Below are 23,038 nucleotides of genomic sequence, written 5' to 3'. Positions count from 1 at the left end.
CGTTATCCGGCGCGGTCGATCAGATACTGGGTGAGGAGGGTGACTGGGCGCCCGGTTGCACCCTTTTCAGCTCCGCTCTTCCACGCGGCACCCGCAATGTCGAGGTGTGCCCAGTGGAACTTCTTGGTGAAGCGTGAGAGGAAGCAGGCGGCGGTAATGGTGCCTGCCTCACGTCCACCGATGTTGGCCATATCAGCGAAGGGACTCTTGATCTGCTCCTGATACTCATCCCAGAGTGGCATCTGCCAGGCGCGATCGCCCACCTGTTTGCCTGCATCGAGTAGTTCATCGATCAACGGCTCGTGGTTACCGAGCAGCCCCGAGGCGTGCTGGCCGAGGGCGATAACGCAGGCACCGGTGAGAGTGGCAACATCGATGACTGCCTTGGGATTGAAACGCTCGCTGTAGGTCAAAGCGTCGCAGAGAATTAGACGGCCCTCGGCATCGGTGTTGAGGATCTCAATGGTCTGTCCCGACATGCTGGTGACGATGTCTCCCGGCTTATTCGCTGCGCCATCGGGCAGATTCTCGGAGCTGGGTACAACGCCGATGACGTTGATCGGCAGCTTCATCTGCGCAATCGCCTGCATGGTGCCGAAGATGCTGGCACCACCGCACATGTCGTATTTCATCTCATCCATCGCGGCGGAGGGTTTGATCGAGATGCCGCCGGCATCAAAGGTGAGTCCCTTGCCGATCAGAACAATCGGCTTGCTCCCTTTCTTGCCACCCTGGTAGTCCATCACAACCAGCTTGGCCGGTTCGCGACTGCCCTTGGAGACGGAGAGCAGTGCACCCATGCCGAACTTGGCCATCTGCGCCTCGCTCAGCGATTTACACTTCATTTTCGGATATTTTCTGCCCAACTTGTTCGCCTGGTTGGCGAGATAGGTGGGGGTGCAGATATTTCCGGGCAGGTTGCTGAGGTCGCGGGTGAGGCTCATACCGGCGGCGATTGCCTCGCCCTGAGCCATCGCCTTGTTGCAGGTTGGTGCGCTCTGATGATCGATGGTTGCAAGGTGGAGTTTACGCAGCGGACGCTTGCGGGCGACGGTGTCGCTCTTTAGTTGATCGAAACGGTAGAGCGCGTTTTCGGCGCTGATAATCGACTGGCTGATCTTCCAACCGATATCGCGCCCTTCGATCTCCAGTTCCGGCAGATAGCTAACAGCATCGGTCGCTCCGCTCTGCTCGAGTTGTTTCGCTGCGGTCACGGTGATATTGCGGAAGGTGGCCTCACTGAAGGCCTTCTCTTTACCGCAGCCGATCAGCAAAACACGTTCAGCGTTCACGCCTGGCAGGTGGTGGAGCATCAGTGATTCGCCACTCTTGCCCTCGATGTCACCGCGGCGCAGCAGTTTGCCCAGGTAGCCATCGCTGGCCTGATCGAGTGCCTTGGCAGCGGTTGAGAGCCGTTTTGCCTCGAACAGGGCGACAACAACGCAGCCACAACGCTGTTTTTCCGGGTTACCACTTTTAATGCTGATTTCCATCCAAGGCTCCTGATTGGGTTGTCTGCCGAGATTGCAGTCGGCTCTGAAACTGGTATACGGTAGCCAGCAAAAGTACGGCACTATTTGTCTGCCGAATACTCTGATTTTTGCTGATCACTACAAAAAAGCTAGTTTACTGGAAAAGTTCTCCTTTTGAATAACAGACGAACATTGTTTGCCAGCTGGAATCCGCTGCCGGTGCTCGATCGCTACATCTTTCGTGAAGTGGTGTTGAGTATGGTGATGGTCGGCTCAGTGTTGATGCTGATCGTGCTGGTCAATACATTGGCACGGAACCTATCTGAGGCGGCCAAGGGTGACCTGCCGCCAGGTGAAGTGTTCCACATGCTATTTCTGCAGTCGGTCAATTACGCCGTGCTGCTGCTGCCGTTGGCACTCTTTCTTGGCATTATGCTCGGTTTTGGTCGTCTCTACCGCGATAGCGAGATGGTCTCTCTCGCCGCCTGCGGTGTCGGTCTACGGCGCCTCTATGTGGCGGTGATGTATTTTGTATTGCCGATTACGGTATTGCTGGCGGGATTGAGTATCTACCTCGGTCCCTGGGCGGCACAGCAGGCCTATATTGTTGCCGATCAGGCGGAACGTGACGCCGATATTCTGGCGATACAACCGGGCCGTTTTACCGAATCCAAGAGCGGTAAACAGACCATCTTTGCCAATAGTATCTCACCTTTAAATAGCGCCTGGCTGGAGGTGTTTGTCGAAGACAACTCTGGCGAACGTCCTCGAGTCTATAAAGCCGACCGTGCCTATGTTGAGAGCAATCGGGAGACGGGAGATCGTTATCTGGTACTGGAGGATGGCAATCGTTACGAGGGCATGCCCGGTGAACGCGACTATACGATTCTCCGCTACAAACGTCATGCGATCCTGATCAAGGAGGGGAATAAGAAACGTGCCACTGAAAAACTTGATGCACGTCCTACGTCGCTGCTGCTGGGCAGTAACAACGCAAAGGAGATTGCGGAGCTGCAGTGGCGTATCTCGGTTCCGATTACGGGACTGCTGTTAGCGCTGTTGGCGGTTCCGCTGAGCCATACACCGCCGCGTAAAGGACGCTATGGACAGCTGATGATCGCCATTCTGGTCTATATCAGCTATGCCAATCTGCTCAGTGTCGCCAAGGTGTGGGTGGCAAAGGGACAGCTTTCGCCAGCCATCGGTATCTGGTGGGTCCACCTGTTACTTCTGCTCTTTATCGCTTATCTGGTCATCAACCAGTTGGGCTGGCAATGGATTCGCGGCCAGTTTGTCAGGGGGCGTGGATGAAGCGTTACGAGCGCTATCTGATAAAGGAGACACTGATCGGTATCCTGCTGGCGCTGTTGCTGGTGGTGGCGCTTGATGCATTGCTCGCCTTTATCGCAGAGCTGGGAGATGTCGGTCGTGGTGAGTATGGGGTCGGGGCGGCGATGCGTTTCATCGTGCTGACGCTACCGCATCGTCTGCTCGATCTGCTGCCAATGGCAGTGCTTCTCGGTAGCCTGATGAGCCTGGGACGGTTGGCTGCGGGAAGTGAACTGATCGCGCTGCGTAGTGCCGGTGTTTCCCGTGCCTCGATTACCAGAGCACTGCTTAAGCTGGGGATGGTGCTGGTGGTCATTGCACTGCTGATCGGTGAGTACATCGTGCCGATGAGTGAACAGCAGGCACGTAACGGACGTGCCGTTGCACAGAGTAGTGGTGCACTGCACAAGAGCAAACACGGTGTCTGGGTGCGTGATGGGCGCGCCTTTGTCCATATTCGCGATTTCTATGCCGATGGGAAGCTGGGCAAGGTGACACGATACGAATTCAACAAGCAGGGGCAACTACAAAGCGCGGTCTCTGCCCGGTCAGCCAAATACAATGGTGAAGAGTGGTATCTGTTTGGGGTTGAACGAAGTCTGGTGCGTGAAAGCATCGTTGTTTCGCAATCGGAGATGGCGGAGCGTTGGAGTCTGCTGCTCGATCCGGAGCTGTTGAGTGTGGTTGCGACCGGACCGCGTTTTCTCTCGGCCTGGGATCTGGGTAAATATATTCTCTATCTGAGGGCCAATGGCCTGGCGACGCAACGCTATGAACTGGCGCTGTGGAATAAGCTGATCTCACCGCTCTCGCTACTGGTGATGCTCTTCTTTGTGGTGCCATTTGTACTGGGACCGCTGCGTGATGTGGGGGCGGGCAAGAGAATGGTGATGGGATTGCTGTTCGGTCTTGCCTTCTACCTGCTCAACCGCACCTACTATCAGATGGGACAGCTCTATAATTTCAATCCGCTCTTCAGTGCGCTGTTTCCGTCGTTGTTGGTGCTGGCAGTGACGATGGTGGTGTTGAAGCGGACGCGCTAGCGGTTAGCGCGGTCGATGGATTACGCAACTATTTGAGAGTCGGTCGTGCCAGGCGAGGCGCTCGCTATTGAAGGGTATCCAGAACAGCCCGATACCGAGCGTGAAGAGCGCAGCCAGAAAACGCACCGCAGCGATACTCCAGGTAACGCTTCCACCATTGCTCTGCTCGAGACGCAACTGCCAGCTGCGCATCCCCAGCGTCTCACCACCGTGGGTCCAGAACCAGCCAAAGAAGAGGAAGGTGACGCCGAGCAGGTAGAGAGTGCTGGAGAGCTCAAATAACACACCGCCGTTACTCTGCTCAGCAATGATGGTGATGGGAATAAAGGCGAAAAAAAGCACCGCCAGCAGTAGCAGTGAATCGTAGAGAATTGCACCCAAACGGCGTGGCAGGGTTGCCGGGGAAGTTTCAGCTCTATTCGTGCTCATTGGACTACTCAATCTCGAGTTTCTGCAGGCGGTAGCGGAGCTGGCGTAGCGTCAGGCCGAGTAGTTTTGCTGCAGCGGTTTTATTGTAGTGGGTCTGCTCCAGGGCTTTGACGATCTCCTGTCGCTCCAGATCCTCGACTCGATTGGGTAGTAGCTCTCCCTGGGTTTCGATTGTCTGCGGCAGGGCCAGATCCTCTGCCATGATGGTGTTCTCTTCGCACAGCGTCATGGCGCGCTCAAGAATATTCTCCAATTCGCGCACATTACCGGGGAATGGGTAGTCGCTGAGTGCTGCGCTTGCCTCAGCTGAGAGACGGGGGCTCTCGAGGCCCGACTCTTCGGCAAAGCCTGCAAGGATGTGATCGGCCAATAGCGTTATGTCTTCGGTACGTTCGCGCAGACTCGGTACATGGAGTTCAATAACGTTGATGCGATAGAAAAGATCCTGGCGGAACTGTTCATCGGTGACCATCTGTTTGAGGTTTTTATGGGTGGCGCTGAGGATGCGAACGTCGATCTTCTGCTCCTGATGGGAACCGACCGGACGGATCGCCTTCTCCTGAATCACGCGCAGTAGCTTAACCTGCATATGCAGTGGCAGGTCGGCCACCTCATCGAGAAACAGTGTGCCGCCATCGGCGGCCTGAAACAGCCCCTGTTTGTCGCTCACGGCTCCAGTAAAGCTTCCCTTGATGTGGCCGAAGAATTCGCTCTCCATCAGCTCGGCGGGAATTGCACCGCAGTTGACCGGTACAAACGGCTTACTGCTGCGTGGTCCCTGTTCATGGATCATGCGTGCCGCCAGCTCCTTGCCGCTACCCGATTCACCGCTGATATAGACCGGGGCCTGACTGCGCGAGAGTTTGGTGATGGTGGCACGAAGTCGCTGCATCGCTTTGGAGTCGCCGAGCAGGGTCAGTTTTTTTGATGATTCGGTTGGCGTGCTGAGTTTGATTGCCGTAGCGACCAGTTTTCTCAGCACCTGTAGATCGACCGGTTTGGAGACAAAATCGAAGGCACCGCTCTTGAGCGACTCGACCGCCGACTCCATGTTGCCGTGGGCGGTGATGACAGCAACGGGGGTTTGCGGGGCGCTGTTCTGAATATGTTTGACCAGTTCGATACCGCTACCATCGGGTAGGCGCATATCGGTGAGGCAGAGATCAAAATCTGCACGTTCAAGTAGCGCCACGGCCTCAGCCAGATCAGCTGCCGCGTGGGTATCGATCTCCATACGCCCCAGAGTGATCTCCAGCAGTTCGCGGATATCGGGTTCGTCATCAACAATCAGGGCAAGCGGGCGGCTCATCGTTTTCTCTCTTAACCGGCGGTCGTGGGGGTGGAGAATAGAATACGGAACGAGGCACCGCCACTCTCGGCGCGTCGGTGCTCGAGGCGAGCACCGTTCATCTCGCACAGCTCTTTGGCGAGATAGAGTCCCAGTCCGGTACCGCTGCTACGGGTAGTGAAGAAGGGATCGAAGATGTTTTCGGCAATCGCCTCGTCTATACCGCCGCCGAAGTCGATCACCTCGAGATAGGGGGTGTCAGACTCATCGAGCAGGCCGCCTCTGACATGGAGTCTCGTGCCGTTGGCGTTTGGTTCACCGTGGCGAATCGCGTTGTCGACAAGATTGCTGATGATCTGCCGCAGCTGTGTCGGATCAAACTCGATTTGTGTCTCCTGCGGTTCGATCTCGAGTTTCAGCGTCTCATCGTGGGCGCGACCGTGTTCGCAATACTCATCGAAGAAGTTGCGCAGCCATGAGTGCAGTTCTATGGACTCGGGGAATGAAGGGTCGCGGCGTGAGATCTGCAGTACATTCTCTATGATCTCATTCACCCGTCCCGATTGCTCCAGAATGATCTCGATAAAGCGGCTATCCCCCTTGTCTAGTTCGGGTGATTCGGCCAGGAGCTGCCCTGCATGGCTGATGGCACCGAGAGGGTTTCTGATCTCATGGGCAATACTCGCTGTCAGCTGCCCGAGTGCAGCCAGTTTCATCTGCTGCGCCCGTTGCGAGAGTACCGCCATGTCATCGAGATAGATTAGGGTGCCGGTATCCTCTTCGCGCCGACCTAATGGAATAAAACGTGGGCGAATTTCGAGAGTCGTTTCACCGATCCGTAGCGCCTCGGCAACGGCAGATCGATCTTTTCGCCAGCGCATCAACTCTCTCGATAGATCGGGATTGATGGTTGAGAGGCGCAGAGACTCGATCTGTGCAGAGGTACCCAGCATGGTTCGCGCGGTGCTGTTGATCAGGCGTATAGAACCCTCGATATCGACCACCAGTGCCCCCGACTCCATATGTTGAATCACGTAGTCGTTGAGCTGCGCTAGATTGGCCAGGTCGATACCACGACGGTGTGCCAGTGCCTCGGTCTCGCTCACCCTTGCCGCCAGCAGGTGCAAAACAATGGTGGTGGCGAAAAAGGCGACGCCGAGCATACCTGCCTGGGTGTAAGCGGTAGTGGTGAAGGCGTTGGTCAGTTCGGCATAGACCTGCTCGAACAGCACCACGGTGCTGGTGACGGCGGCAAAGAAGATCGCGATGTAACCACTCATCAACAGGCTGCCACCCGCGAGTGAGACGATCAGCAGCATTGCCAGTCCGCTGCTGATACCGCCACTGGCGTGCATGATCAGGGTGATGGCAAAGATATCGACCGTCAGCTGCAGGTAGACCTGAATATTAAAGCGTGGCTTTTTAAGATAGGTCGTGATCAACGCACCCATACAGAAGAGTAGGTAGATAACGGTTGTGATCAGGTAGAGAAGTGGATCTGATTTGCCGAGCAGACTGGGTCCCAGGCCGGTAACAAACAGAATCAGCAGTAGTCCAGAGAGAGCAGAACGATAGAGGTTGAAAAGGTAGAGCGGTTTCCACGTGTCCTCTTCGCTGCGAACTATCGTCGCTGCGTGAGGTGTACGGCGCCGGCTATGATCACGAGACTGGCCACTGCCCAGATTCAGGCTTGCCGATTTGTTGGGCATGCTCTGCACTTAGTTAAGCCTGGATTGCTGGTTAATCGGAGTTGTCGGCATTCTGGTGTTCCAGCGAACAGTAGTAGTTGGGACCACCGACCGCGTCATCAACCGGGATGTGTACGCCACAGTGGGCGCAGCGGACAATTTTCACCGATTCGCTCTTATCAGGTGCTGCCTTGCGGTCCTTCGAACGCAGCAGATAGACGATGAGCCAGATGATGAAGGCGAGTGCAATTAGACGTAATACCATAACCGACAAGTTTCCAGATTCACTACCTGGCTTGCAAGCGCCCCGTCTCTTTTGCGTTGCCAATTCGAATAATTCAGAATAGCCGCTCAATTTTCTGAGGAATCACCCAGCGGTGAATTTTGATCTGAAACGACAAATGGTTATGCCTGGCAACCGCGATGGGGTGCAGCAATGAGCCGGACCCTGCGTATCGTACTGGCACAGCTGAATCAGACAGTTGGGGGCATCTCCGCCAACTGTGATCAGATCATCGAGGCGTCTCTGCGCGCACGAGATGAGTTTTGTGCCGATGCGATACTCTTTCCTGAACTGACTCTGACCGGCTACCCACCCGAGGACCTGCTGCTGCGTCCTGGGCTTCACCATCATGTCGAACGTGCCATTACACGTATTGTCGCGGCTGTCAGCGGTATCACTGTGATCTTTGGTCATCCGATGCAGACGGGTGAAGGGCTGTTTAACAGCGCTACAGCGATACGGGATGGAAAGCGACTGGGCAGCTATCACAAACAACATCTGCCCAACTACAGTGTCTTTGACGAGAAGCGCTACTTCAGTGCGGGCCGTGGACCGTGTCTGGTCGATATCGCTGGTGTACCTGTGGGTATCACCATCTGTGAAGATGTCTGGATGAGTGGTCCGGTGAAGCAGGCTGCCGAGGCGGGCGCCAGGCTGATGCTCAATCTCAATGCTTCACCTTTCCATAGTGGCAAATCGGGCGAGCGAGAGGCGGTCGCTAGAGAGCGAGTCACTGAATCGGGTTTACCGCTGATCTATCTCAATCTGGTCGGTGGTCAGGATGAACTGGTCTTTGATGGTGGTTCGTTCGTGATGGATGCTATGGGGCAGGTGACGATGCGTTGCCCCGATAGTGAAGCGGATCTCTACTGCGCTGAACTTGAGGTTAAAGCAGAAGCGGTGACACCTGTTCGTGGGGTGTTGGCATCCGAACCCGCTGAGGTCGAGGCGATCTATCGCGCCCTTGTGTTAGGGGTGCGCGATTACATTGAGAAGAACGGCTTTCGGGGTGTGGTGCTCGGACTCTCGGGCGGGATTGATTCGGCACTGACCCTGGCAATCGCCGTCGATGCGATCGGTAAGGAGCGGGTCGAGGCGGTGATGATGCCCTCGCGATATACGGCGCAGATGAGTATTGACGACGCTGCCGCTGAGGCGGAGGCGCTCGGTATTGAGCACCGGGCCATCTCGATCGAACCGCTGTTTGCGCAGTTTATCGACTCACTCAGTGACGAGTTTGCCGGACTGCCAGTCGATACAACCGAGGAGAATATCCAGGCACGCTGCCGCGGGGTGCTGCTGATGGCGATCTCGAATAAGAAACATAAAATTGTTTTGACCACGGGTAATAAGAGCGAGATGTCGGTCGGCTACGCAACGCTCTACGGCGACATGGCCGGTGGTTTTGCGCCGATCAAGGACTGCCCAAAACTGCTGGTCTATGAGTTGTCACGCTATCGAAACAGCATCTCGTCGGTGATCCCGCAGCGGGTCATCGATCGTCCGCCCTCAGCAGAATTGGCAGCCGACCAGAAGGATGAGGATTCACTACCACCCTACGAGGTGCTTGATCCTATCCTGCAGTCCTATGTCGAGGATGATCTCTGTGCGGCCGATATCATCGCGCTGGGTTTCGATGCAGATGTGGTTAATCGCATCGTTACCCTGGTCGATCGAAATGAATATAAGCGTCGTCAGGCACCACCCGGTATCCGTATTACACGGCGTGCCTTTGGTCGGGACCGTCGCTATCCGATTACATCGGGTTATACTAAGCAACAGAAATGAATGGTCAGTAGGCCACACCTGTTTAAGCCAGTGAGGAAGCGATAACAATGAAGAAAATCGAAGCGATCATCAAACCGTTTAAGCTCGACGACGTTCGCGAGGCGCTTTCAGAGATCGGTGTGTCTGGTATGACTGCTACCGAGGTGAAAGGTTTTGGTCGCCAGAAGGGGCACACCGAACTCTACCGAGGCGCGGAATATGTGGTCGATTTCCTGCCCAAGGTGAAGGTCGAGCTGGTCGTGACGGGTGATCAAGTCGCAGCCTGTATTGAGGCGATTACCAATGCAGCACGTACCGGCAAGATCGGTGACGGTAAGATCTTTGTTACCCCCGTCGAGCGCGTAGTGCGTATCCGTACCGGTGAAGAGGATCAGGCAGCGATCTGATCGTTCTCCTCCCGATCACCCCGGGAACTGTGTAACCACCTCATCGATGGGGCGCCGTGGAGTCGGTGCTGGCAGTTCTGCGGGGTAGCCGATGGCGATAATCGCAACCGGCTTCAAACCCACATCCAGCTGCAGGGCATCTATCACCTGCTGCTCATCAAAATATCCCACCCAGGCAGAGGCCATCCCCGCAGCAACCGCAGCGAGTTGCGCATAGGCGGCAGCAATGGTGGTGTCCTGAATGGCATAGAGCGTCTCACCTCGTTCGCCATACTCCTTGCCGGCTGTGAGCGGATCGGCGCAGAAAACCAGTAAAACGGGAGCTTCCTGAAGAAAATCTTGATCACCGGCGGCAGCGCTTAGGCGTGCGCGAGTCTCAGCCTGTTCGACCTGGATGATGCGGTAGGACTGAAGATCACCTGCTGAGGGGGCGGCGCAGGCGGTTTCGAGAATGGCGTGAAGCTTGTCGGCCTCAACTGGCATATCGCTCTGATACTTGCGCACCGAGTGGCGGCGGTGGACCGTTTCAAAAAAGTCCCACATGTTTAATCTCCCCCAGCTAGTTATTTTGTAATGCTCCCCGCAGTCGGGGTATTAGCGTTTGAGACGCTCCAGCTCTTTATGGTCTGGATAGTTTGTCTCGAATACACGAAGCGCGTCGTTGGCTAGATCTTCAAGCTCCAGGGCGCGGTAGGCCTTCACCATCACAACCAGCGCATCGGGCATGGCTGGAGTGCGCTGATAGTTTTCAATCACATACTTGGCGCGATTGACCGAGGCGATGTAGGCCTTGCGACGTAGGTAGTAATCGGCGACGTGGACCTCATAGGAGGCCAGCAGATTGCGCAGATAGACCATGCGCTGGCGCGAATCCTTGGCGTACTGACTGGCTGGGAATTTGTTCACCAGCTGGGAGAAGTCATCGAATGATTTTCGAGCAGCCCCCGGATCGCGCTGGGTGGCGTCGGAGACGAGACGGGCATCAAGGGCGGTCTTGCCACGGTTGTAGTTGACCAGTCCCTTTAGATAATAGGCGTAGTCGACGTTGGGATGGCGCGGATGCATCTTGATGAAGCGGTCGAGGGTGGCAATGGCCGAATCGGGCTCCTCATATTTATAGTAGGCGTAGGCCGATTCGAGCTGTGCCTGCTGGGCGTAACGGCCAAAGGGATAACGTGCCTCGAGCAGTTCGAAGTAACGAATTGCGCCTTTGTAGTCGCTGTCGCTCATCGCCTCTTTGGCGGCACTATAGAACTGATTGGCGGACCAACCCTTGGTCTCGTCGTTCTCATCTAACGTGCCGGCGCAGCCGAGCAGTGAGAGAAACAGCCCCAGGAGGATGAAGAGTCTGATAGAGTGCATGGTCAAAATGGGTCCCGACAACAAGTTCAGTTTTTTATGAAATAACGGACGGCAGTATAGCCCAAGCGGTCGTCAAATGTCCTACCGTCCCTGAGTGAATCTAGAGCACAAATGAACAATCCTGAACGCGTGACACTAAACGCCACCATCCCCGATGAATCTGCCGGACAGCGCCTCGATCAGGTGCTGGCCGAGCTTTTTGACAGCTACTCGCGCGCAAGGTTGCAGAAGTGGGTCAAAGAGGGGTGCGTGACTCTCAATGGCTCGCTCTGTAGCAAGCCGCGAGAGAAGGTTCACGGCGGTGAGTCGGTGGTGATTGAGGCAGAGTTAGAGAGCGAAACGGCGGTGGTGGCCCAGGATATACCGCTGGATGTAATTTTCGAGGATGAACATCTGCTGATCGTCAACAAACCGGCCGGGATGGTGGTTCATCCGGCGGCAGGGAATCCCGACGGAACCTTGCAGAATGCGCTGCTGCATTACGATCCAGCTCTGGCGGCGATCCCTCGTAGCGGGCTGGTGCACCGTATTGATAAGGATACCTCCGGACTGCTGATGGTGGCGCGAACCCTGACTGCCCATAACCATCTGGTCGAGAGGCTGCAGCAGCATGATATCGAACGTGAATATCAAGCAATTACGATGGGGGTGATGGTCTCGGGGGGAACGGTAGAGACACCGATCGGGCGCCATCCGGTCGATCGCCTCAAGATGGCCGTGACCGAACGGGGCAAGGAGGCGATAACGCACTATCGCGTGGAAGAGCGTTTTCGTGCCCATACCCATATTAAGGTACAGCTTGAGACGGGGCGAACTCACCAGATCCGTGTCCATATGGCTCACCTGCGTTTCCCCCTGGTGGGTGACCCAGTCTATGGCGGGCGGATTCGCATTCCTGCCGAGAGTAGTGAGCAGATGATTGAGACCCTGCGTGGTTTTCGTCGCCAGGCGCTGCATGCCGCGAGGCTGGGATTGGAGCATCCTGAAACGGGAGAGCTACTCTCCTGGGAGGCACCGCTGCCAGCGGATATGGCGCAACTGATTCAGGTGCTGTGCGAGGATGCCGAACAACATCGGGAGCAGTCACGTTGATCGAAACGATCGCCCCCGACTGGCCCGCACCACACACAGTACACGCTTATACGACCACTCGAGCCGGTGGTGTCAGTGAGGCGCCATTCCACTCTTTCAATCTCGCCACACACGTGGGTGATCGAGATCAGCATGTGCAACAGAATCGTCAACGGCTCATTACTGAGTTGGCACTGCCTGACTCACCGGTGTGGCTCGATCAGGTGCATGGCACCGATGTGGTAGCTGCCGATCAGATCTCTGTTGGCCAATGTGCGGATGCGGTCTTTAGTTGGCGATCGGGCAAGGTCTGTGCGGTGATGACAGCAGACTGTCTGCCGCTGCTGTTCTGCAATCGACAGGGCAGTGTGGTTGCTGCCGCGCACGCTGGTTGGCGTGGTCTGGCCGCTGGGGTTATCGAGTCGACCGTTGAGGCGATGGGTGTGGCGACAGCAGATTTGCTGGTCTGGCTCGGACCGGCGATTGGACCCGAGGTCTTTGAGGTGGGTGATGAAGTGCGTCGTGAATTTGTTGACCACCAGATCGAAGCGGAGCAGGCCTTTAAGTCATCCTCGATAGAGGGGCGCTGGCTGGCCGACCTCTACCAGCTGGCCAGGCTGCGCCTTGCGCGTTGTGGCGTGGCGCAGATTTATGGCGGTGATTACTGTACCTATAGTGATGCCGAGCACTTCTACTCCTATCGCCGCGATGGTGAAACGGGGCGTATGGCCTCGCTGATTTGGATAGCGCCGCAGTAGCGTAATCGGTTATCATTTTGCGCTACCTTTTCGGGATTTTCTGACTCATGACCCTACTGCTCTGGATTCTGCTCTTCTGCCTGCTTGGTGGTGTATTGAGTGTTGCTGCCGTTGGGACTTTTCTGCTCTTCAGTGAGTCGTTGCGTACGCGCCTGTTGCCCCATCTGGTCAGCTTTGCCACCGGTGCACTATTGGGTGCTGCCTTCCTGGCGCTGCTGCCGCATGCACTAGAGGGTCCCGGTATCGATGACTTCCATGAGCTGATGATGGCGGTGCTGCTGGGTCTGCTGGCCTTCTTTATCCTTGAGAAGATGGTGCTGTGGCGCCATTGCCATACCGATCACTGCGAAGCGCACGCTCCCCACTCCGGTCATGGCGAGGGTAAGGCGGCGAGTCTGATTCTGATCGGTGATGGTCTGCATAACTTCGTCGACGGTGTACTGATCGCCGCTGCCTTTATGACCGACTTCCACCTCGGTGTGGTGACCAGTGTGGCAATCGCTGCGCATGAAATACCGCAGGAGGTGGGAGATTTTGCCATTCTTCTGCATAGCGGCTTTAGTCGTCGCAAGGCGTTCTTTTTTAATCTGCTCTCCAGCTTTACCACCATCCTCGGTGGACTACTTGCCTGGTTCAGTCTGCAGAATCTCGAGTTCGCACTGCCCTATGTGCTGGCGGTGGCCGCCTCGAGTTTTATCTATATTGCAGTGGCCGATCTGATTCCCGGCCTGCACCAGCGAGTCGATAAAAAAGATACCGTCTATCAGGTGGTATTAATCGTACTCGGTGTGGTGGTGATCCACTTTGCACATGCGACGGTGCACTAATTACTTCAAAGGAGCGTTGTGGCTATGAGTAAATGGTTTATGTTGACCCTGGTCGGAAAGGATCGCCCCGGCATCGTGGCCCACGTCACCTCGGCCCTATTAGAGGGTGGCTGCAATCTGGGCGAGGCGTCGATGATGCGCCTCGGTGCCAACTTCACCATCATGCTGATGGTTCAGCACGATGGCACCATCAAGTCTCTGCAAAGCCTCATCTCAACCGAGGCCGACTCACTCGGTCTTCATTGCCACGTCGACCATGTCGAGGGTGGGCTGCATCAGCATGAGATTCCCGATGTGCGTATCAGTGTCTATGGTGCCGATCGTGCCGGAATCGTGGCCAAGGTAACCACCGCACTGGCCGAGTCGGGACTCAATATTCTCGATCTCGAATCGGATGTGGCTGGTACCGAGCAGGATCCAATCTACATCATGCATATCGAAGGGCACGCTGCCGAGGGTATTGAGTCACTGCAGGCAGCACTCGAGGTGGTCTGCAAAGAGGGCATTGACGCCAGTATCAGTCCCATCGAAACGATGATCGGTTAGCGACTGCTATGGCTATACTCGATATCCTCGCCTATCCCGATCCGAAGCTGAAGCAGGAGTCGCTGCCAGTAGAGCAGTTTGATGAATCGCTGCGTAGCTTCGTGAGTGATCTGGAAGAGACGATGCGCGCCGGTCCCGGTGGGGTTGGCATCGCTGCACCACAGGTCGGTTATTTTCAACGTATTGTGATCGTCGACTGCTCTGTGACCCGTAAGCCGGTGCCAAACAATGGCACCATTATCATGATCAATCCCGAGATTACCGACTGGGAAGGAATGGCCAAGGGACGTGAGGGTTGTATGTCGGTACCCGACTACACCGGTAACGTTATCCGTGCTGAGAAGATCAAGTTCCAGGCCTATGATCTTGAGGGTGAGCTGCACGAGTATGAGAGCGAGGGGTTTGAAGCGCGTGCGGTACAGCACGAGATGGACCACCTCGACGGCATGTTATTTCTCGATCGACTGGTCAGTCGTCGTAACGATCTGTTTAAACGCAAGGTCTACCAAAAGAAGTAATCTGCGTACAGCGGATAATGTATTGCCACGATAAGTGACTGAGAGCGCTCCTCTCGACCAACTGCATCTAATCCCGAATAAGAATGAATCACCGGATCAATCGTTGCGGCTGAACTGGCCGATGATCTCCCAAAGCTCCGCCTCACTGACCGGCTTGGTGATCGACTCATCCATGCCCGCTGCGAGAAACTGCTCGATCTCCTGCGGCATTGCATGGGCCGTTAGTGCGATGATTGGGGTGCGTTGGTCCTCGATCTCGATTTTGCGCATTGCACGGGTGATATCCATCCCGTTCATACCCGGCATTCGAATATCCATGAAGACCAGTGAGTAGCGTTTCTGTCGGAAGAGTGTAAGAGCATGCTCACCACTCTCGGCCTCATCGACCACAACCTGTCGGTCGGTGAGCAGGGTCGTAATAAGTTTGCGATTGATCGCGTTGTCATCAACCACCAGTATCTGTTTGCCTCGGTGCGCATCGGCCTGATGTTCCGTTTCCTCGCTGGTTGGCTCAACGCTATGAAGTGCCTGTGTGGTGATGGTGAACCAGAAGCGGGTACCCTCACCGGGATGACTCTCGATGCCTATTTTGCCACCCATCGCTTCGATCAATTTTCGACAGATCGCCAATCCCAGTCCGGTGCCAGAGTTAAGGCGTTCATAGGTGTTGTCGAGCTGTTTGAAGGGTTTGAAAATCTCCTCCATCTCTTCGCTGCTCATACCGATGCCGGTATCGGTGACCGAGAACTCGATAATTAGGTGCTCATCCGGTGAGTCGAGTAGGCGATTCGAAATTTCGATTTGACCTTGATCGGTAAACTTGATCGCGTTGTTGACCAGATTGTTAAGCACCTGCTTGAGCCTGACGGGGTCGCCAGCAATCCACACAGGCACCGAACGGTCGTTCTTTAACCTTAATTCGATCCCTTTACGCTGCACGTCGTTATAGAAGAGTGAGACGACATCCGAGAGTGCCTCAAGTAGATTAAAGGGCACCGACTGAATTAGGGTCTCACCCGATTCGATCTTGGAGAAGTCGAGGATGTCGTTAATGATGGCAAGCAGGTCGTTGGCAGAGCTATTGATCGTCTCAACCTGATCGCGCTGTTCACCATTGAGATCGGTCCTGGCCAGCAGGCGGGTGAAACCGAGAATACCGTTCATCGGTGTGCGAATCTCGTGGCTGATATTAGCGAGAAAATCGCTCTTGGTGCTATTGGCATCTTCAGCCAGCTCTTTGGCGAGTTTCAGGTCAGAGATAACCTGTTTGTGTTCTGTTATATCGCGAGCGGTACCCTCAACCCCATTAACCTGGTCGTTGTTGTCGTAGAAAAATTGCGCGTTGACCGAGAGCCAGATCGGTTGGCCATCATTGCGCCGAATATTCACCTCATATCCAGTAACCCGCCCCCCCCTGCTCCTGTATCGCATCAATCAGCTGTTGGCGCTGTCGCGGGTCGATGTAGAGCTCGCTGAGGTTACGACCGATCATCTCCTGCTGTGTATATCCAGTCAGTTTCTCGATGGAGGGTGAGACGGTCACAACCCGTCCCTGTGTGTCTGCTCGATAGAAGGTCTCTTGCAGGTTGTCGAAAACCGAGCGAATGTTGCTTTCAGATTGGCGTAGCTTCTCTTCGGTGGTTCGGCGCTCGCCTATCTCCCTCTGTAGTCGACTGTTGAATACCAACAGGATGAGTGTGATTAGACCGATAAGAAACAGTGCGACGATTGCGACACGAAATGCCTGGTTGGACCAGAGCCGATCGTCGTGGATATGTCCGTGTACGCTGTCGAAGATAAAACCATCGAGGGTGTAACCAGGTTCGATCAGCCCTGCCTGTTGGTAGGTCTCCGCCATCGCCTTCCAACGACCCGGGTTCATATGTCCTATCTGAACCAGATCGGGCACGATCAGTTTTCGTATTGTGTCGGCCTCGTAGTGAAGGTGGTCGATGCTGTGGCTCGATCCGTAACGACTCTGGATCAGCTCGATGATCTCTTCCGGGAAGGTCAGCGCATAGTGCCAGCCTCTGAGTGATGCGGTACGAAATGCTGACACCTGCTCGGGATCGCTATGTACCAACGCTTCACTGGTGAAGAGAATGTCGCTATAGAAGTCGATGCCGTAATTGCGTGGCTTGATGATTGAGCTGGCAATGCCACGCTCGTAGAGCAGGTAGGGCTCATTGGTGATGTAGGCATTGAGTGCATCGACTTCACCAGTAATGAACGCCTCGAGGTTGTAACGATCATTAATGATCTCAACGCTATCGAGGGCGATTCCCTCATTCTGCAGCATGGCGATGAAAGCGGCATCGGCCGTGTTACTTACCGACATGATTGTTCGCCCTACCAACTCGTGAGGTGAATTGATGCCAGAGTCGGTACGGGTTAACAGTATCGAAGGGGAGTGTTGGAAAATTGCGGCCAGAGCGACCAGCGGCTCACCCTGTAACCGTCGGTGCAAGATGCCGCTGTTATCGACACCGTAATCGGCCCGTCCCAATAGAATTTCGTTAATCGGACTGCGATCTGGGTTACCGGCAACGATCTTTACTTCAAGCCCGGCATCACGGTAGTAACCCTTCTCAAGGGCCGCATAGTAACCGGCAAATTGAAACTGGTGGTGCCAGCGTAGCTGGAGTGTGACCGGGGTGAGGTCACTATTATTTGGACGGTCTCGCGCTTGAGCATCGCCTGCCACAACCGACGGTGACAGGAGAAGCAGTAAGAGTGCTGTTAGCAACGTGGTGAGGGTGGCAACAGACACAAGGTGAGAATTGGATGGCATCCTGATTGTTTATCTTTGTTATCGATTCAGTAAACAGCGTTATGAGCCAGACAATAGTGTAGCACTCCAAGCTTCTAATTCGGCGTGCTAAAAGGTTTCACCAGATAGACTTGATATTTGCGTGGGGATTCCCCATTTAGGGTGTAGATTAGTCAATTAGTCAGCCAGTTATACGCGGAGAGTCCGATATGCGAATGGATAAATTCACCAGCAAATTTCAGATGGCAATTGCCGATGCTCAGAGCCTGGCGGTTGGTCGTGATCACCAGTTTATTGAGCCGGTCCACCTGATGATGGCGCTACTCGATCAGGAGGGCGGGACCACGCGTCACCTGCTCACGCAGAGTGGTGTCAATGTGAACCAACTTCGTTCTCAGTTGGGTGAAGGACTGGAGCGACTCTCTTCGGTCACGGGCATGGCGGGTGACGTACACCTCTCCAATGACCTGGGGCGCATGCTTAACCTGACTGACAAGATTGCCCAACAGCGCAAGGATAGTTATATCTCCTCTGAGCTCTTCATCCAGGTCGTGGTGGATGAGAAGGGTGAGATCGGTGAGATGCTGCGCAAGGCGGGTGCTACCAAAAAGGCGGTTGAACAGGCGATTGATCAGCTGCGTGGTGGTGAGAGTATTGATGACCCCAATGCCGAGGAGCAGCGCCAGGCGCTGGAGAAATACACCATCGACCTGACCGAACGTGCCGAACAGGGCAAGCTCGATCCAGTGATCGGCCGTGATGATGAGATCCGTCGTGCAGTACAGGTATTGCAACGTCGTACCAAGAATAATCCCGTTCTGATCGGTGAGCCCGGTGTCGGCAAGACCGCCATCGTCGAGGGATTGGCGCAACGCATAATTAATGGTGAGGTGCCGGAGGGTGTAAAGGGTAAACGTCTGCTCTCACTCGATATGGGGGCGCTTATTGCTGGAGCTAAGTTCCGCGGTGAATTTGAAGAACGCCTCAAGGCAGTACTTAATGATCTCTCCAAGCAAGAGGGGCAGATCATTCTCTTCATCGATGAGATCCACACCATGGTCGGCGCGGGCAAGGCCGAAGGATCGATGGATGCTGGAAATATGCTTAAACCGGCACTGGCGCGTGGTGAGCTCCACTGCATCGGTGCCACAACGCTTGATGAGTATCGTCAGTATATCGAGAAGGATGCTGCGCTAGAGCGCCGTTTCCAGAAAGTACTGGTGATGGAGCCGAATGTTGAGGATACCATCGCCATTCTGCGTGGCCTGAAAGAGCGCTATGAGGTACACCACGGCGTTGATATCACCGATCCGGCCATCGTTGCTGCTGCAACCCTCTCGCATCGCTACATTACCGACCGTCAGCTGCCCGATAAGGCGATCGATCTGATCGACGAGTCGGCCAGCCGTATTCGTATGGAGATCGACTCCAAGCCCGAGCAGATGGATCGCATGGAGCGGCGTCTGATTCAGCTCAAGATCGAGCGGGAGGCGCTGAATAAAGAGACCGATGACGCCTCGAAGAAACGCCTTGCCGATCTGCAGGCGGAGGTCGATCGTCTCGAACGCGAGTATGCCGACCTGGAGGAGATCTGGAAGTCGGAGAAGGCATCGCTGCACGGTGCTACTCAGATCAAGGAGGAGTTGGAGCGTGCTCGCCTGGAGATGGAGACGGCACGCCGTGCCGGTGATCTCTCACGCATGTCAGAGCTGCAGTATGGTCGTATCCCGGATCTTGAAAAGTCGCTGCAGATGGCCGCCGATGTCGAGATGGGCGAGATGCAGCTGCTGCGTAACAACGTCACCGAAGAGGAGATTGCCGAGGTGGTCTCGAAGTGGACCGGTATCCCCGTCTCCAAGATGCTTGAGGGCGAGCGTGACAAACTGCTACGTATGGAGGAGGGGCTACACAAACGTGTGGTCGGACAGGATGAGGCGGTGGGTGCCGTCTCCGATGCGATTCGTCGCTCACGTGCCGGACTCTCCGATCCAAACCGCCCCAACGGCTCGTTCCTCTTCCTTGGCCCGACCGGTGTCGGCAAAACCGAACTCTGCAAAGCACTGGCCGAATTCCTCTTCGACACTGAAGAGGCGATGGTGCGCATCGATATGTCGGAGTTCATGGAGAAACACTCAGTGGCTCGACTGGTGGGTGCACCTCCCGGTTATGTGGGCTATGAGGAGGGCGGTTATCTAACCGAAGCCGTTCGTCGCAAACCCTACTCGGTAATTCTGCTCGATGAAGTGGAGAAGGCGCATCCCGATGTCTTCAATATCCTGCTGCAGGTGCTCGATGATGGGCGCCTCACCGATGGCCAGGGTCGTACCGTAGACTTCCGTAATACCGTGATTGTGATGACCTCCAATCTCGGTTCGCAGCACATTCAGGAACTGGCGGCTGCACAGGGTAGCAACGATGAGGAAAACTACGAGTTGATGAAGGCCTCGGTAATGGAAGTGGTCGGTCAGCACTTCCGTCCCGAATTTATTAACCGAGTCGATGAGACGGTGGTCTTCCATCCACTGGGCCAGGAGCAGATTCGCCACATTGCCAATATTCAGATCGAGTATCTGCGCCGTCGACTCACTGATCGCGATCTTGATCTGAAGCTGAGTGAGATGGCGCTCGACCGGCTCGGTGAGGCAGGTTTCGATCCGGTATATGGCGCACGTCCACTCAAGCGTGCCATTCAGCAGCAGCTGGAGAATCCACTGGCACAGGCGATCCTGCGCGGTGAATTTATTGCCGGTGATACCGTTAGCGTCGATATTGAGGGCGATGAGTTGGCCTTTCGCAAAGGCGCTTCAGTGGCCGCATGATTAATTACGGGGTGTCGATATGAGTTTGCTGGAGACTGTTTATGTCGACTGCCCCTACTGCGGTGAGAAGATAGATCTGACTATTGACTGCTCAACGGGTGTCGATGCCTATGTAGAAGATTGTCAGGTCTGTTGTCGCCCAATGAACGTCATCGTTGGCTTCGATCTGTCGGGCAAGCCACTAGTCGAGGTGAGGCATGAGAACGAGTAACCACTATCCAGGTAAGTAGCCCGAATGAAGCAACGCACGATGAGCCGTAGGCTCGACTCCTTTAAAGAGATCCGAGAGTAGGCTGGCGAAGGCCTCCCTGGATTCCACACTGCTACATCTGGGCTACACTGCAGAGCTGGAGTTACTGTGCTTTATATAACGAGTGGATGGTGGGGGGAGTGTTATGAATAGATGGGGAGTGTTTTCACTGATGGTGGCAACTTTGTTGCTTACTGCCTGTTCGAGTGAGACTACCAGTTCAACGCCGGTCGAAGAGCGCATGATTCCCCATGTGTTCCAAGAGGGTTGCAAGTTCACGATCGTTACCGACTCTGGGACCGCTGCGACCACTTCACCCATCAATAATAGCTCTCCGGGTGTGACCGTCTCTGCCTCGGTTTCGATTGGAGAGTATGAGATTGAGGTGGCGGATTGCGAGGTCATTTCCAATCCGGCCTATCTTCCACTCTATGAGTAGTAACCTTGAAAGCACTACGTGATACAGCGCTTCACTCTTTCTCTATAAACTAGCTCACTCTAAGCGGCATATTTAGAATCCTGCACTGGTGGGTACTGCCCACACCACGACAGGAGGGTGGAACGTCGTCGTAACGGCTATCTACTGTAACGATTGGAAAGGGAGTTTCGTGAATTCTTCACCAACCAGCATCAGGCTTGAGGCATCGACCCGCTGTCAGCTTGATTGTCCGGTCTGTCCAACCGCAAGTGGAAAGCTCGCGAAGAGTCGGGTTGGCAGTGGTGTACTCAGGCTAACCGATTTTCAGAATCTATTAGAGGCGACCCCCGCTCTTAACTCTGTAGAGCTCTCCAACTACGGTGAGGTGTTCCTCAATAAGGAACTGGTCTCGATACTTGAATGTGCGGCAGAACATGATGTCGAGATTAATCTGGTCAATGGGGTGAATCTAAATTTTGCCACGACCGAACAGCTCGAGGCTTTGGTCAAATATCGCGTTGCTCAGATAACCGTTGCGCTCGATGGTGCAACCCAGGCGACCTATGAACGCTATCGTTCTGGAGGCCAGATCGAGAAGGTGCTCGACCATGTCCGTCAGATCAATGAGTTTAAACAGCGCTACCGCAGCGATCTTCCCAAGCTGACCTGGCAGTTTGTACTCTTTAGTTACAACGAGCCTGAGGTTGATGCGGCGAGGAGTATGGCAGCACAGCTCGATATGTCTTTCGCGCTTAGGCCGAATTGGAGTTCAAGCTACTTCCCCGTGGAGAATCCCGCCCAGCCCTACGATGTTATTTTGCCAACACCCGAGCAGATCTCCGGATCGTCTCCGTTGCCTATTGATGCAGAGCGATTTCCACTCTGTGCGCAGCTCTGGGTCGATCCGCAGGTTAACTGGAACGGTGCGATGCTCGGTTGTTGTGTGAACTACTGGGATGACTACGGTGATGTTTTTGCGTCATCCATAACCGCAGTGATGGAGAGTGAAAAGTATCGCAATACCCAGAAGATGCTGGCGGGAGAGACTTTTACAGCTGATAGTCCTTGTCTGAAATGCAATCAGTTTCGTACCGGATTCTTATCGCAATACTATTGGCGCTACCTGCTCGATGCCCCGATGAAGTGGAAGTTAAGGCTGCTGAAACTCAAAGTGAGGAAGGGCAGGAGGAGAGTTAAGGCGATGCTGGTAAATAGAGTCGGAGCGGTAAAGGCCTTCATGAGCCGAGTGATCAGACGTTCTACCGACTATCCGTAGAGTCTGCGTTTCAATCCCGCCTGCTGAAGTATCGTTGTTGAGATCTCCTCGATCGAGACGGTGCTGGTGTTGAGATAGGGGATCTTCATCTGCTTGTAGAGCGCCTCGGCGGTCTTTACCTCCATGCGACACTGCGCATCGGTTGCGTAGCGGCTGTTGGGTCGGCGCTCGGTGCGTACCTGTTGCAGACGCTCCGGTTCGATCGTCAGGCCGAAGAGTTTGTCGCGGTAGGGCTTGAGTGCCTTGGGCAGTCCCGGCGTCTCGAAGTCATCCTCCGTTAGCGGATAGTTGGCGGCTAGTTGGCGGCTAGTATTCCATACTGCAGTGCCAGGTAGAGACAGGTGGGTGTTTTACCCGAGCGTGAGACGCCGACCAAAATGATGTGGGCGTTTTCGTAGTGTCGCGTAGTAGCGCCATCATCATTGTTGAGGGCGTAGTTCACCGCATCGATTCGCGCCTTGTAGGTTGCATAGGAGCTGACGCAGTGTGACTTTCCGACTGCGTGTGAGGAGGGCACGCCGAGCTCATTTTCAAGTGGTTTTATGAAGGCGTCGAAAAAATCGAACAGCAGGCCGTGACTCAGCTCGATGAACTCGCGAACCTCCGGATTGATCAGGGTACTTCGGGGAGTCGCTATTTTTGCGGAAGCATGTTTTGGGCATCCAAGCCCAAGCAAGCGGCAAATACTTAACGCGACCGTTTATGCCTACGGCGCCC

Annotated in this window: 24 protein-coding genes; 13 read left to right on the top strand and 11 right to left on the bottom strand. The window is 55.0% G+C overall.

The window, feature by feature from the left end:
• Positions 1-2 precede the first annotated feature (2 nt).
• Positions 3-1,493, bottom strand: a complete 1,491-nt coding sequence (locus BOW52_RS07400; protein WP_078483454.1) for a leucyl aminopeptidase — start codon at positions 1,491-1,493, stop codon at positions 3-5.
• 153 nt (positions 1,494-1,646) lie between these two features.
• Here BOW52_RS07400 and lptF point away from each other — a divergent pair, with 153 nt between their 5' ends.
• Positions 1,647-2,783 (top strand): LPS export ABC transporter permease LptF, encoded by a 1,137-nt coding sequence (lptF, locus tag BOW52_RS07395; protein WP_135622130.1) that lies wholly within the window; start codon positions 1,647-1,649, stop codon positions 2,781-2,783.
• A complete protein-coding gene (lptG, locus tag BOW52_RS07390; protein ID WP_172840232.1) occupies positions 2,780-3,844 on the top strand; it encodes an LPS export ABC transporter permease LptG in 1,065 nt (354 codons plus the stop codon). Before lptF ends, lptG begins: the two co-directional genes overlap by 4 nt.
• A gap of 3 nt (positions 3,845-3,847) precedes the next feature.
• Here lptG and BOW52_RS07385 read toward each other — a convergent pair whose 3' ends face one another.
• Genes BOW52_RS07385 through BOW52_RS07370 form a run of 4 tightly spaced genes read right to left on the bottom strand, consistent with a single transcriptional unit; the run spans position 3,848 to position 7,514 of the window.
• Complete coding sequence (locus tag BOW52_RS07385; protein WP_078483451.1) at positions 3,848-4,273, bottom strand: RDD family protein; 426 nt, start codon at positions 4,271-4,273, stop codon at positions 3,848-3,850.
• A 4-nt stretch (positions 4,274-4,277) separates the two neighbouring features.
• On the bottom strand, positions 4,278-5,582 hold the full coding sequence (locus BOW52_RS07380; RefSeq protein ID WP_078483450.1) for a sigma-54-dependent transcriptional regulator: 1,305 nt from the start codon (positions 5,580-5,582) through the stop codon (positions 4,278-4,280).
• 11 nt (positions 5,583-5,593) lie between these two features.
• Positions 5,594-7,270, bottom strand: coding sequence for a sensor histidine kinase (locus BOW52_RS07375; protein ID WP_078483449.1), 1,677 nt, complete (start codon positions 7,268-7,270; stop codon positions 5,594-5,596).
• Positions 7,271-7,301: 31 nt separating this feature from the next.
• Positions 7,302-7,514 (bottom strand): PP0621 family protein, encoded by a 213-nt coding sequence (locus BOW52_RS07370; RefSeq protein WP_078483448.1) that lies wholly within the window; start codon positions 7,512-7,514, stop codon positions 7,302-7,304.
• Between the two features lie 171 nt (positions 7,515-7,685).
• On the opposite strand from BOW52_RS07370, the gene BOW52_RS07365 reads away from it, so the two are divergent.
• Together BOW52_RS07365 and BOW52_RS07360 are read left to right on the top strand one after the other, a co-directional pair.
• Positions 7,686-9,320: an NAD+ synthase gene (locus BOW52_RS07365; RefSeq protein WP_078483447.1), complete on the top strand. Its 1,635-nt coding sequence runs from the start codon at positions 7,686-7,688 to the stop codon at positions 9,318-9,320.
• A gap of 47 nt (positions 9,321-9,367) precedes the next feature.
• Positions 9,368-9,706 carry a P-II family nitrogen regulator gene (locus tag BOW52_RS07360; RefSeq protein ID WP_078483446.1) on the top strand — a complete coding sequence of 113 codons (339 nt, stop codon included), beginning with the start codon at positions 9,368-9,370 and terminating at the stop codon, positions 9,704-9,706.
• 15 nt (positions 9,707-9,721) lie between these two features.
• Here the strand turns inward: BOW52_RS07360 and BOW52_RS07355 are convergent, their stop codons facing one another.
• Positions 9,722-10,249: a nitroreductase family protein gene (locus BOW52_RS07355; RefSeq protein ID WP_078483445.1), complete on the bottom strand. Its 528-nt coding sequence runs from the start codon at positions 10,247-10,249 to the stop codon at positions 9,722-9,724.
• Between the two features lie 51 nt (positions 10,250-10,300).
• Entirely contained in the window at positions 10,301-11,068 is a 768-nt protein-coding gene (locus tag BOW52_RS07350) for an outer membrane protein assembly factor BamD (RefSeq protein ID WP_078483444.1), read from the bottom strand.
• Between the two features lie 111 nt (positions 11,069-11,179).
• Here BOW52_RS07350 and rluD point away from each other — a divergent pair, with 111 nt between their 5' ends.
• From rluD to def, 5 genes are read left to right on the top strand one after another with little or no spacing between them, the layout of a single operon-like run.
• On the top strand, positions 11,180-12,160 hold the full coding sequence (gene rluD / locus BOW52_RS07345; protein WP_078483443.1) for a 23S rRNA pseudouridine(1911/1915/1917) synthase RluD: 981 nt from the start codon (positions 11,180-11,182) through the stop codon (positions 12,158-12,160).
• Positions 12,160-12,897: a peptidoglycan editing factor PgeF gene (pgeF, locus tag BOW52_RS07340; RefSeq protein ID WP_078483462.1), complete on the top strand. Its 738-nt coding sequence runs from the start codon at positions 12,160-12,162 to the stop codon at positions 12,895-12,897. Before rluD ends, pgeF begins: the two co-directional genes overlap by 1 nt.
• Positions 12,898-12,944: 47 nt before the next feature.
• Positions 12,945-13,724: a ZIP family metal transporter gene (locus BOW52_RS07335; protein WP_078483442.1), complete on the top strand. Its 780-nt coding sequence runs from the start codon at positions 12,945-12,947 to the stop codon at positions 13,722-13,724.
• Positions 13,725-13,748: 24 nt separating this feature from the next.
• Entirely contained in the window at positions 13,749-14,270 is a 522-nt protein-coding gene (locus BOW52_RS07330; protein WP_078483441.1) for a glycine cleavage system protein R, read from the top strand.
• Positions 14,271-14,278: 8 nt separating this feature from the next.
• Entirely contained in the window at positions 14,279-14,788 is a 510-nt protein-coding gene (gene def, locus BOW52_RS07325) for a peptide deformylase (RefSeq protein WP_078483440.1), read from the top strand.
• A gap of 96 nt (positions 14,789-14,884) precedes the next feature.
• On the opposite strand, the gene BOW52_RS17710 is transcribed toward def, so the two are convergent.
• A complete protein-coding gene (locus BOW52_RS17710) occupies positions 14,885-16,177 on the bottom strand; it encodes an ATP-binding protein (protein WP_269087639.1) in 1,293 nt (430 codons plus the stop codon).
• Position 16,178: 1 nt separating this feature from the next.
• The gene (locus BOW52_RS17705; protein ID WP_172840230.1) at positions 16,179-17,492 is read right to left on the bottom strand and encodes an ABC transporter substrate-binding protein; all 1,314 of its coding nucleotides are present in this window, start codon (positions 17,490-17,492) and stop codon (positions 16,179-16,181) included.
• A gap of 281 nt (positions 17,493-17,773) precedes the next feature.
• Here BOW52_RS17705 and clpB point away from each other — a divergent pair, with 281 nt between their 5' ends.
• The 4 genes from clpB to BOW52_RS07295 all read left to right on the top strand — a co-directional run bounded on the left by clpB (position 17,774) and on the right by BOW52_RS07295 (position 22,321).
• Positions 17,774-20,377 (top strand): ATP-dependent chaperone ClpB, encoded by a 2,604-nt coding sequence (clpB, locus tag BOW52_RS07310; RefSeq protein WP_078483437.1) that lies wholly within the window; start codon positions 17,774-17,776, stop codon positions 20,375-20,377.
• 19 nt (positions 20,378-20,396) lie between these two features.
• Positions 20,397-20,588, top strand: coding sequence for a CPXCG motif-containing cysteine-rich protein (locus tag BOW52_RS07305; RefSeq protein ID WP_078483436.1), 192 nt, complete (start codon positions 20,397-20,399; stop codon positions 20,586-20,588).
• A 184-nt stretch (positions 20,589-20,772) separates the two neighbouring features.
• Positions 20,773-21,066 (top strand): hypothetical protein, encoded by a 294-nt coding sequence (locus BOW52_RS07300; RefSeq protein WP_135622128.1) that lies wholly within the window; start codon positions 20,773-20,775, stop codon positions 21,064-21,066.
• Between the two features lie 169 nt (positions 21,067-21,235).
• Positions 21,236-22,321 (top strand): radical SAM/SPASM domain-containing protein, encoded by a 1,086-nt coding sequence (locus BOW52_RS07295; protein WP_078483434.1) that lies wholly within the window; start codon positions 21,236-21,238, stop codon positions 22,319-22,321.
• Here the strand turns inward: BOW52_RS07295 and BOW52_RS17700 are convergent.
• Both BOW52_RS17700 and BOW52_RS17695 read right to left on the bottom strand, forming a co-directional pair.
• On the bottom strand, positions 22,312-22,572 hold the full coding sequence (locus BOW52_RS17700) for a kinase/pyrophosphorylase (protein WP_269087640.1): 261 nt from the start codon (positions 22,570-22,572) through the stop codon (positions 22,312-22,314). The genes BOW52_RS07295 and BOW52_RS17700 overlap by 10 nt on opposite strands.
• Positions 22,573-22,616: 44 nt before the next feature.
• Positions 22,617-22,997, bottom strand: a complete 381-nt coding sequence (locus tag BOW52_RS17695; protein WP_172840228.1) for a kinase/pyrophosphorylase — start codon at positions 22,995-22,997, stop codon at positions 22,617-22,619.
• Positions 22,998-23,038: the final 41 nt, after the last annotated feature.

Source organism: Solemya pervernicosa gill symbiont (assembly GCF_002020875.1).
Classification (GTDB): Bacteria; Pseudomonadota; Gammaproteobacteria.
Note: the sequence above shows the minus strand (reverse complement) of the source record. Positions and strands in the feature narration are given on the sequence as shown.

What these genes read in the sequence shown, in the direction of transcription:
- BOW52_RS07400 (WP_078483454.1), bottom strand. Translation starts at nt 1,493, where the DNA reads ATGGAAATCAGCATTAAAAGTGGTAACCCGGAAAAACAGCGTTGTGGC.
- lptG (WP_172840232.1), top strand. Translation starts at nt 2,780, where the DNA reads ATGAAGCGTTACGAGCGCTATCTGATAAAGGAGACACTGATCGGTATC.
- BOW52_RS07385 (WP_078483451.1), bottom strand. Translation starts at nt 4,273, where the DNA reads ATGAGCACGAATAGAGCTGAAACTTCCCCGGCAACCCTGCCACGCCGT.
- BOW52_RS07380 (WP_078483450.1), bottom strand. Translation starts at nt 5,582, where the DNA reads ATGAGCCGCCCGCTTGCCCTGATTGTTGATGACGAACCCGATATCCGC.
- BOW52_RS07375 (WP_078483449.1), bottom strand. Translation starts at nt 7,270, where the DNA reads ATGCCCAACAAATCGGCAAGCCTGAATCTGGGCAGTGGCCAGTCTCGT.
- BOW52_RS07370 (WP_078483448.1), bottom strand. Translation starts at nt 7,514, where the DNA reads ATGGTATTACGTCTAATTGCACTCGCCTTCATCATCTGGCTCATCGTC.
- BOW52_RS07365 (WP_078483447.1), top strand. Translation starts at nt 7,686, where the DNA reads ATGAGCCGGACCCTGCGTATCGTACTGGCACAGCTGAATCAGACAGTT.
- BOW52_RS07360 (WP_078483446.1), top strand. Translation starts at nt 9,368, where the DNA reads ATGAAGAAAATCGAAGCGATCATCAAACCGTTTAAGCTCGACGACGTT.
- BOW52_RS07355 (WP_078483445.1), bottom strand. Translation starts at nt 10,249, where the DNA reads ATGTGGGACTTTTTTGAAACGGTCCACCGCCGCCACTCGGTGCGCAAG.
- BOW52_RS07350 (WP_078483444.1), bottom strand. Translation starts at nt 11,068, where the DNA reads ATGCACTCTATCAGACTCTTCATCCTCCTGGGGCTGTTTCTCTCACTG.
- rluD (WP_078483443.1), top strand. Translation starts at nt 11,180, where the DNA reads ATGAACAATCCTGAACGCGTGACACTAAACGCCACCATCCCCGATGAA.
- BOW52_RS07335 (WP_078483442.1), top strand. Translation starts at nt 12,945, where the DNA reads ATGACCCTACTGCTCTGGATTCTGCTCTTCTGCCTGCTTGGTGGTGTA.
- BOW52_RS07330 (WP_078483441.1), top strand. Translation starts at nt 13,749, where the DNA reads ATGAGTAAATGGTTTATGTTGACCCTGGTCGGAAAGGATCGCCCCGGC.
- def (WP_078483440.1), top strand. Translation starts at nt 14,279, where the DNA reads ATGGCTATACTCGATATCCTCGCCTATCCCGATCCGAAGCTGAAGCAG.
- clpB (WP_078483437.1), top strand. Translation starts at nt 17,774, where the DNA reads ATGGATAAATTCACCAGCAAATTTCAGATGGCAATTGCCGATGCTCAG.
- BOW52_RS07305 (WP_078483436.1), top strand. Translation starts at nt 20,397, where the DNA reads ATGAGTTTGCTGGAGACTGTTTATGTCGACTGCCCCTACTGCGGTGAG.
- BOW52_RS07300 (WP_135622128.1), top strand. Translation starts at nt 20,773, where the DNA reads ATGAATAGATGGGGAGTGTTTTCACTGATGGTGGCAACTTTGTTGCTT.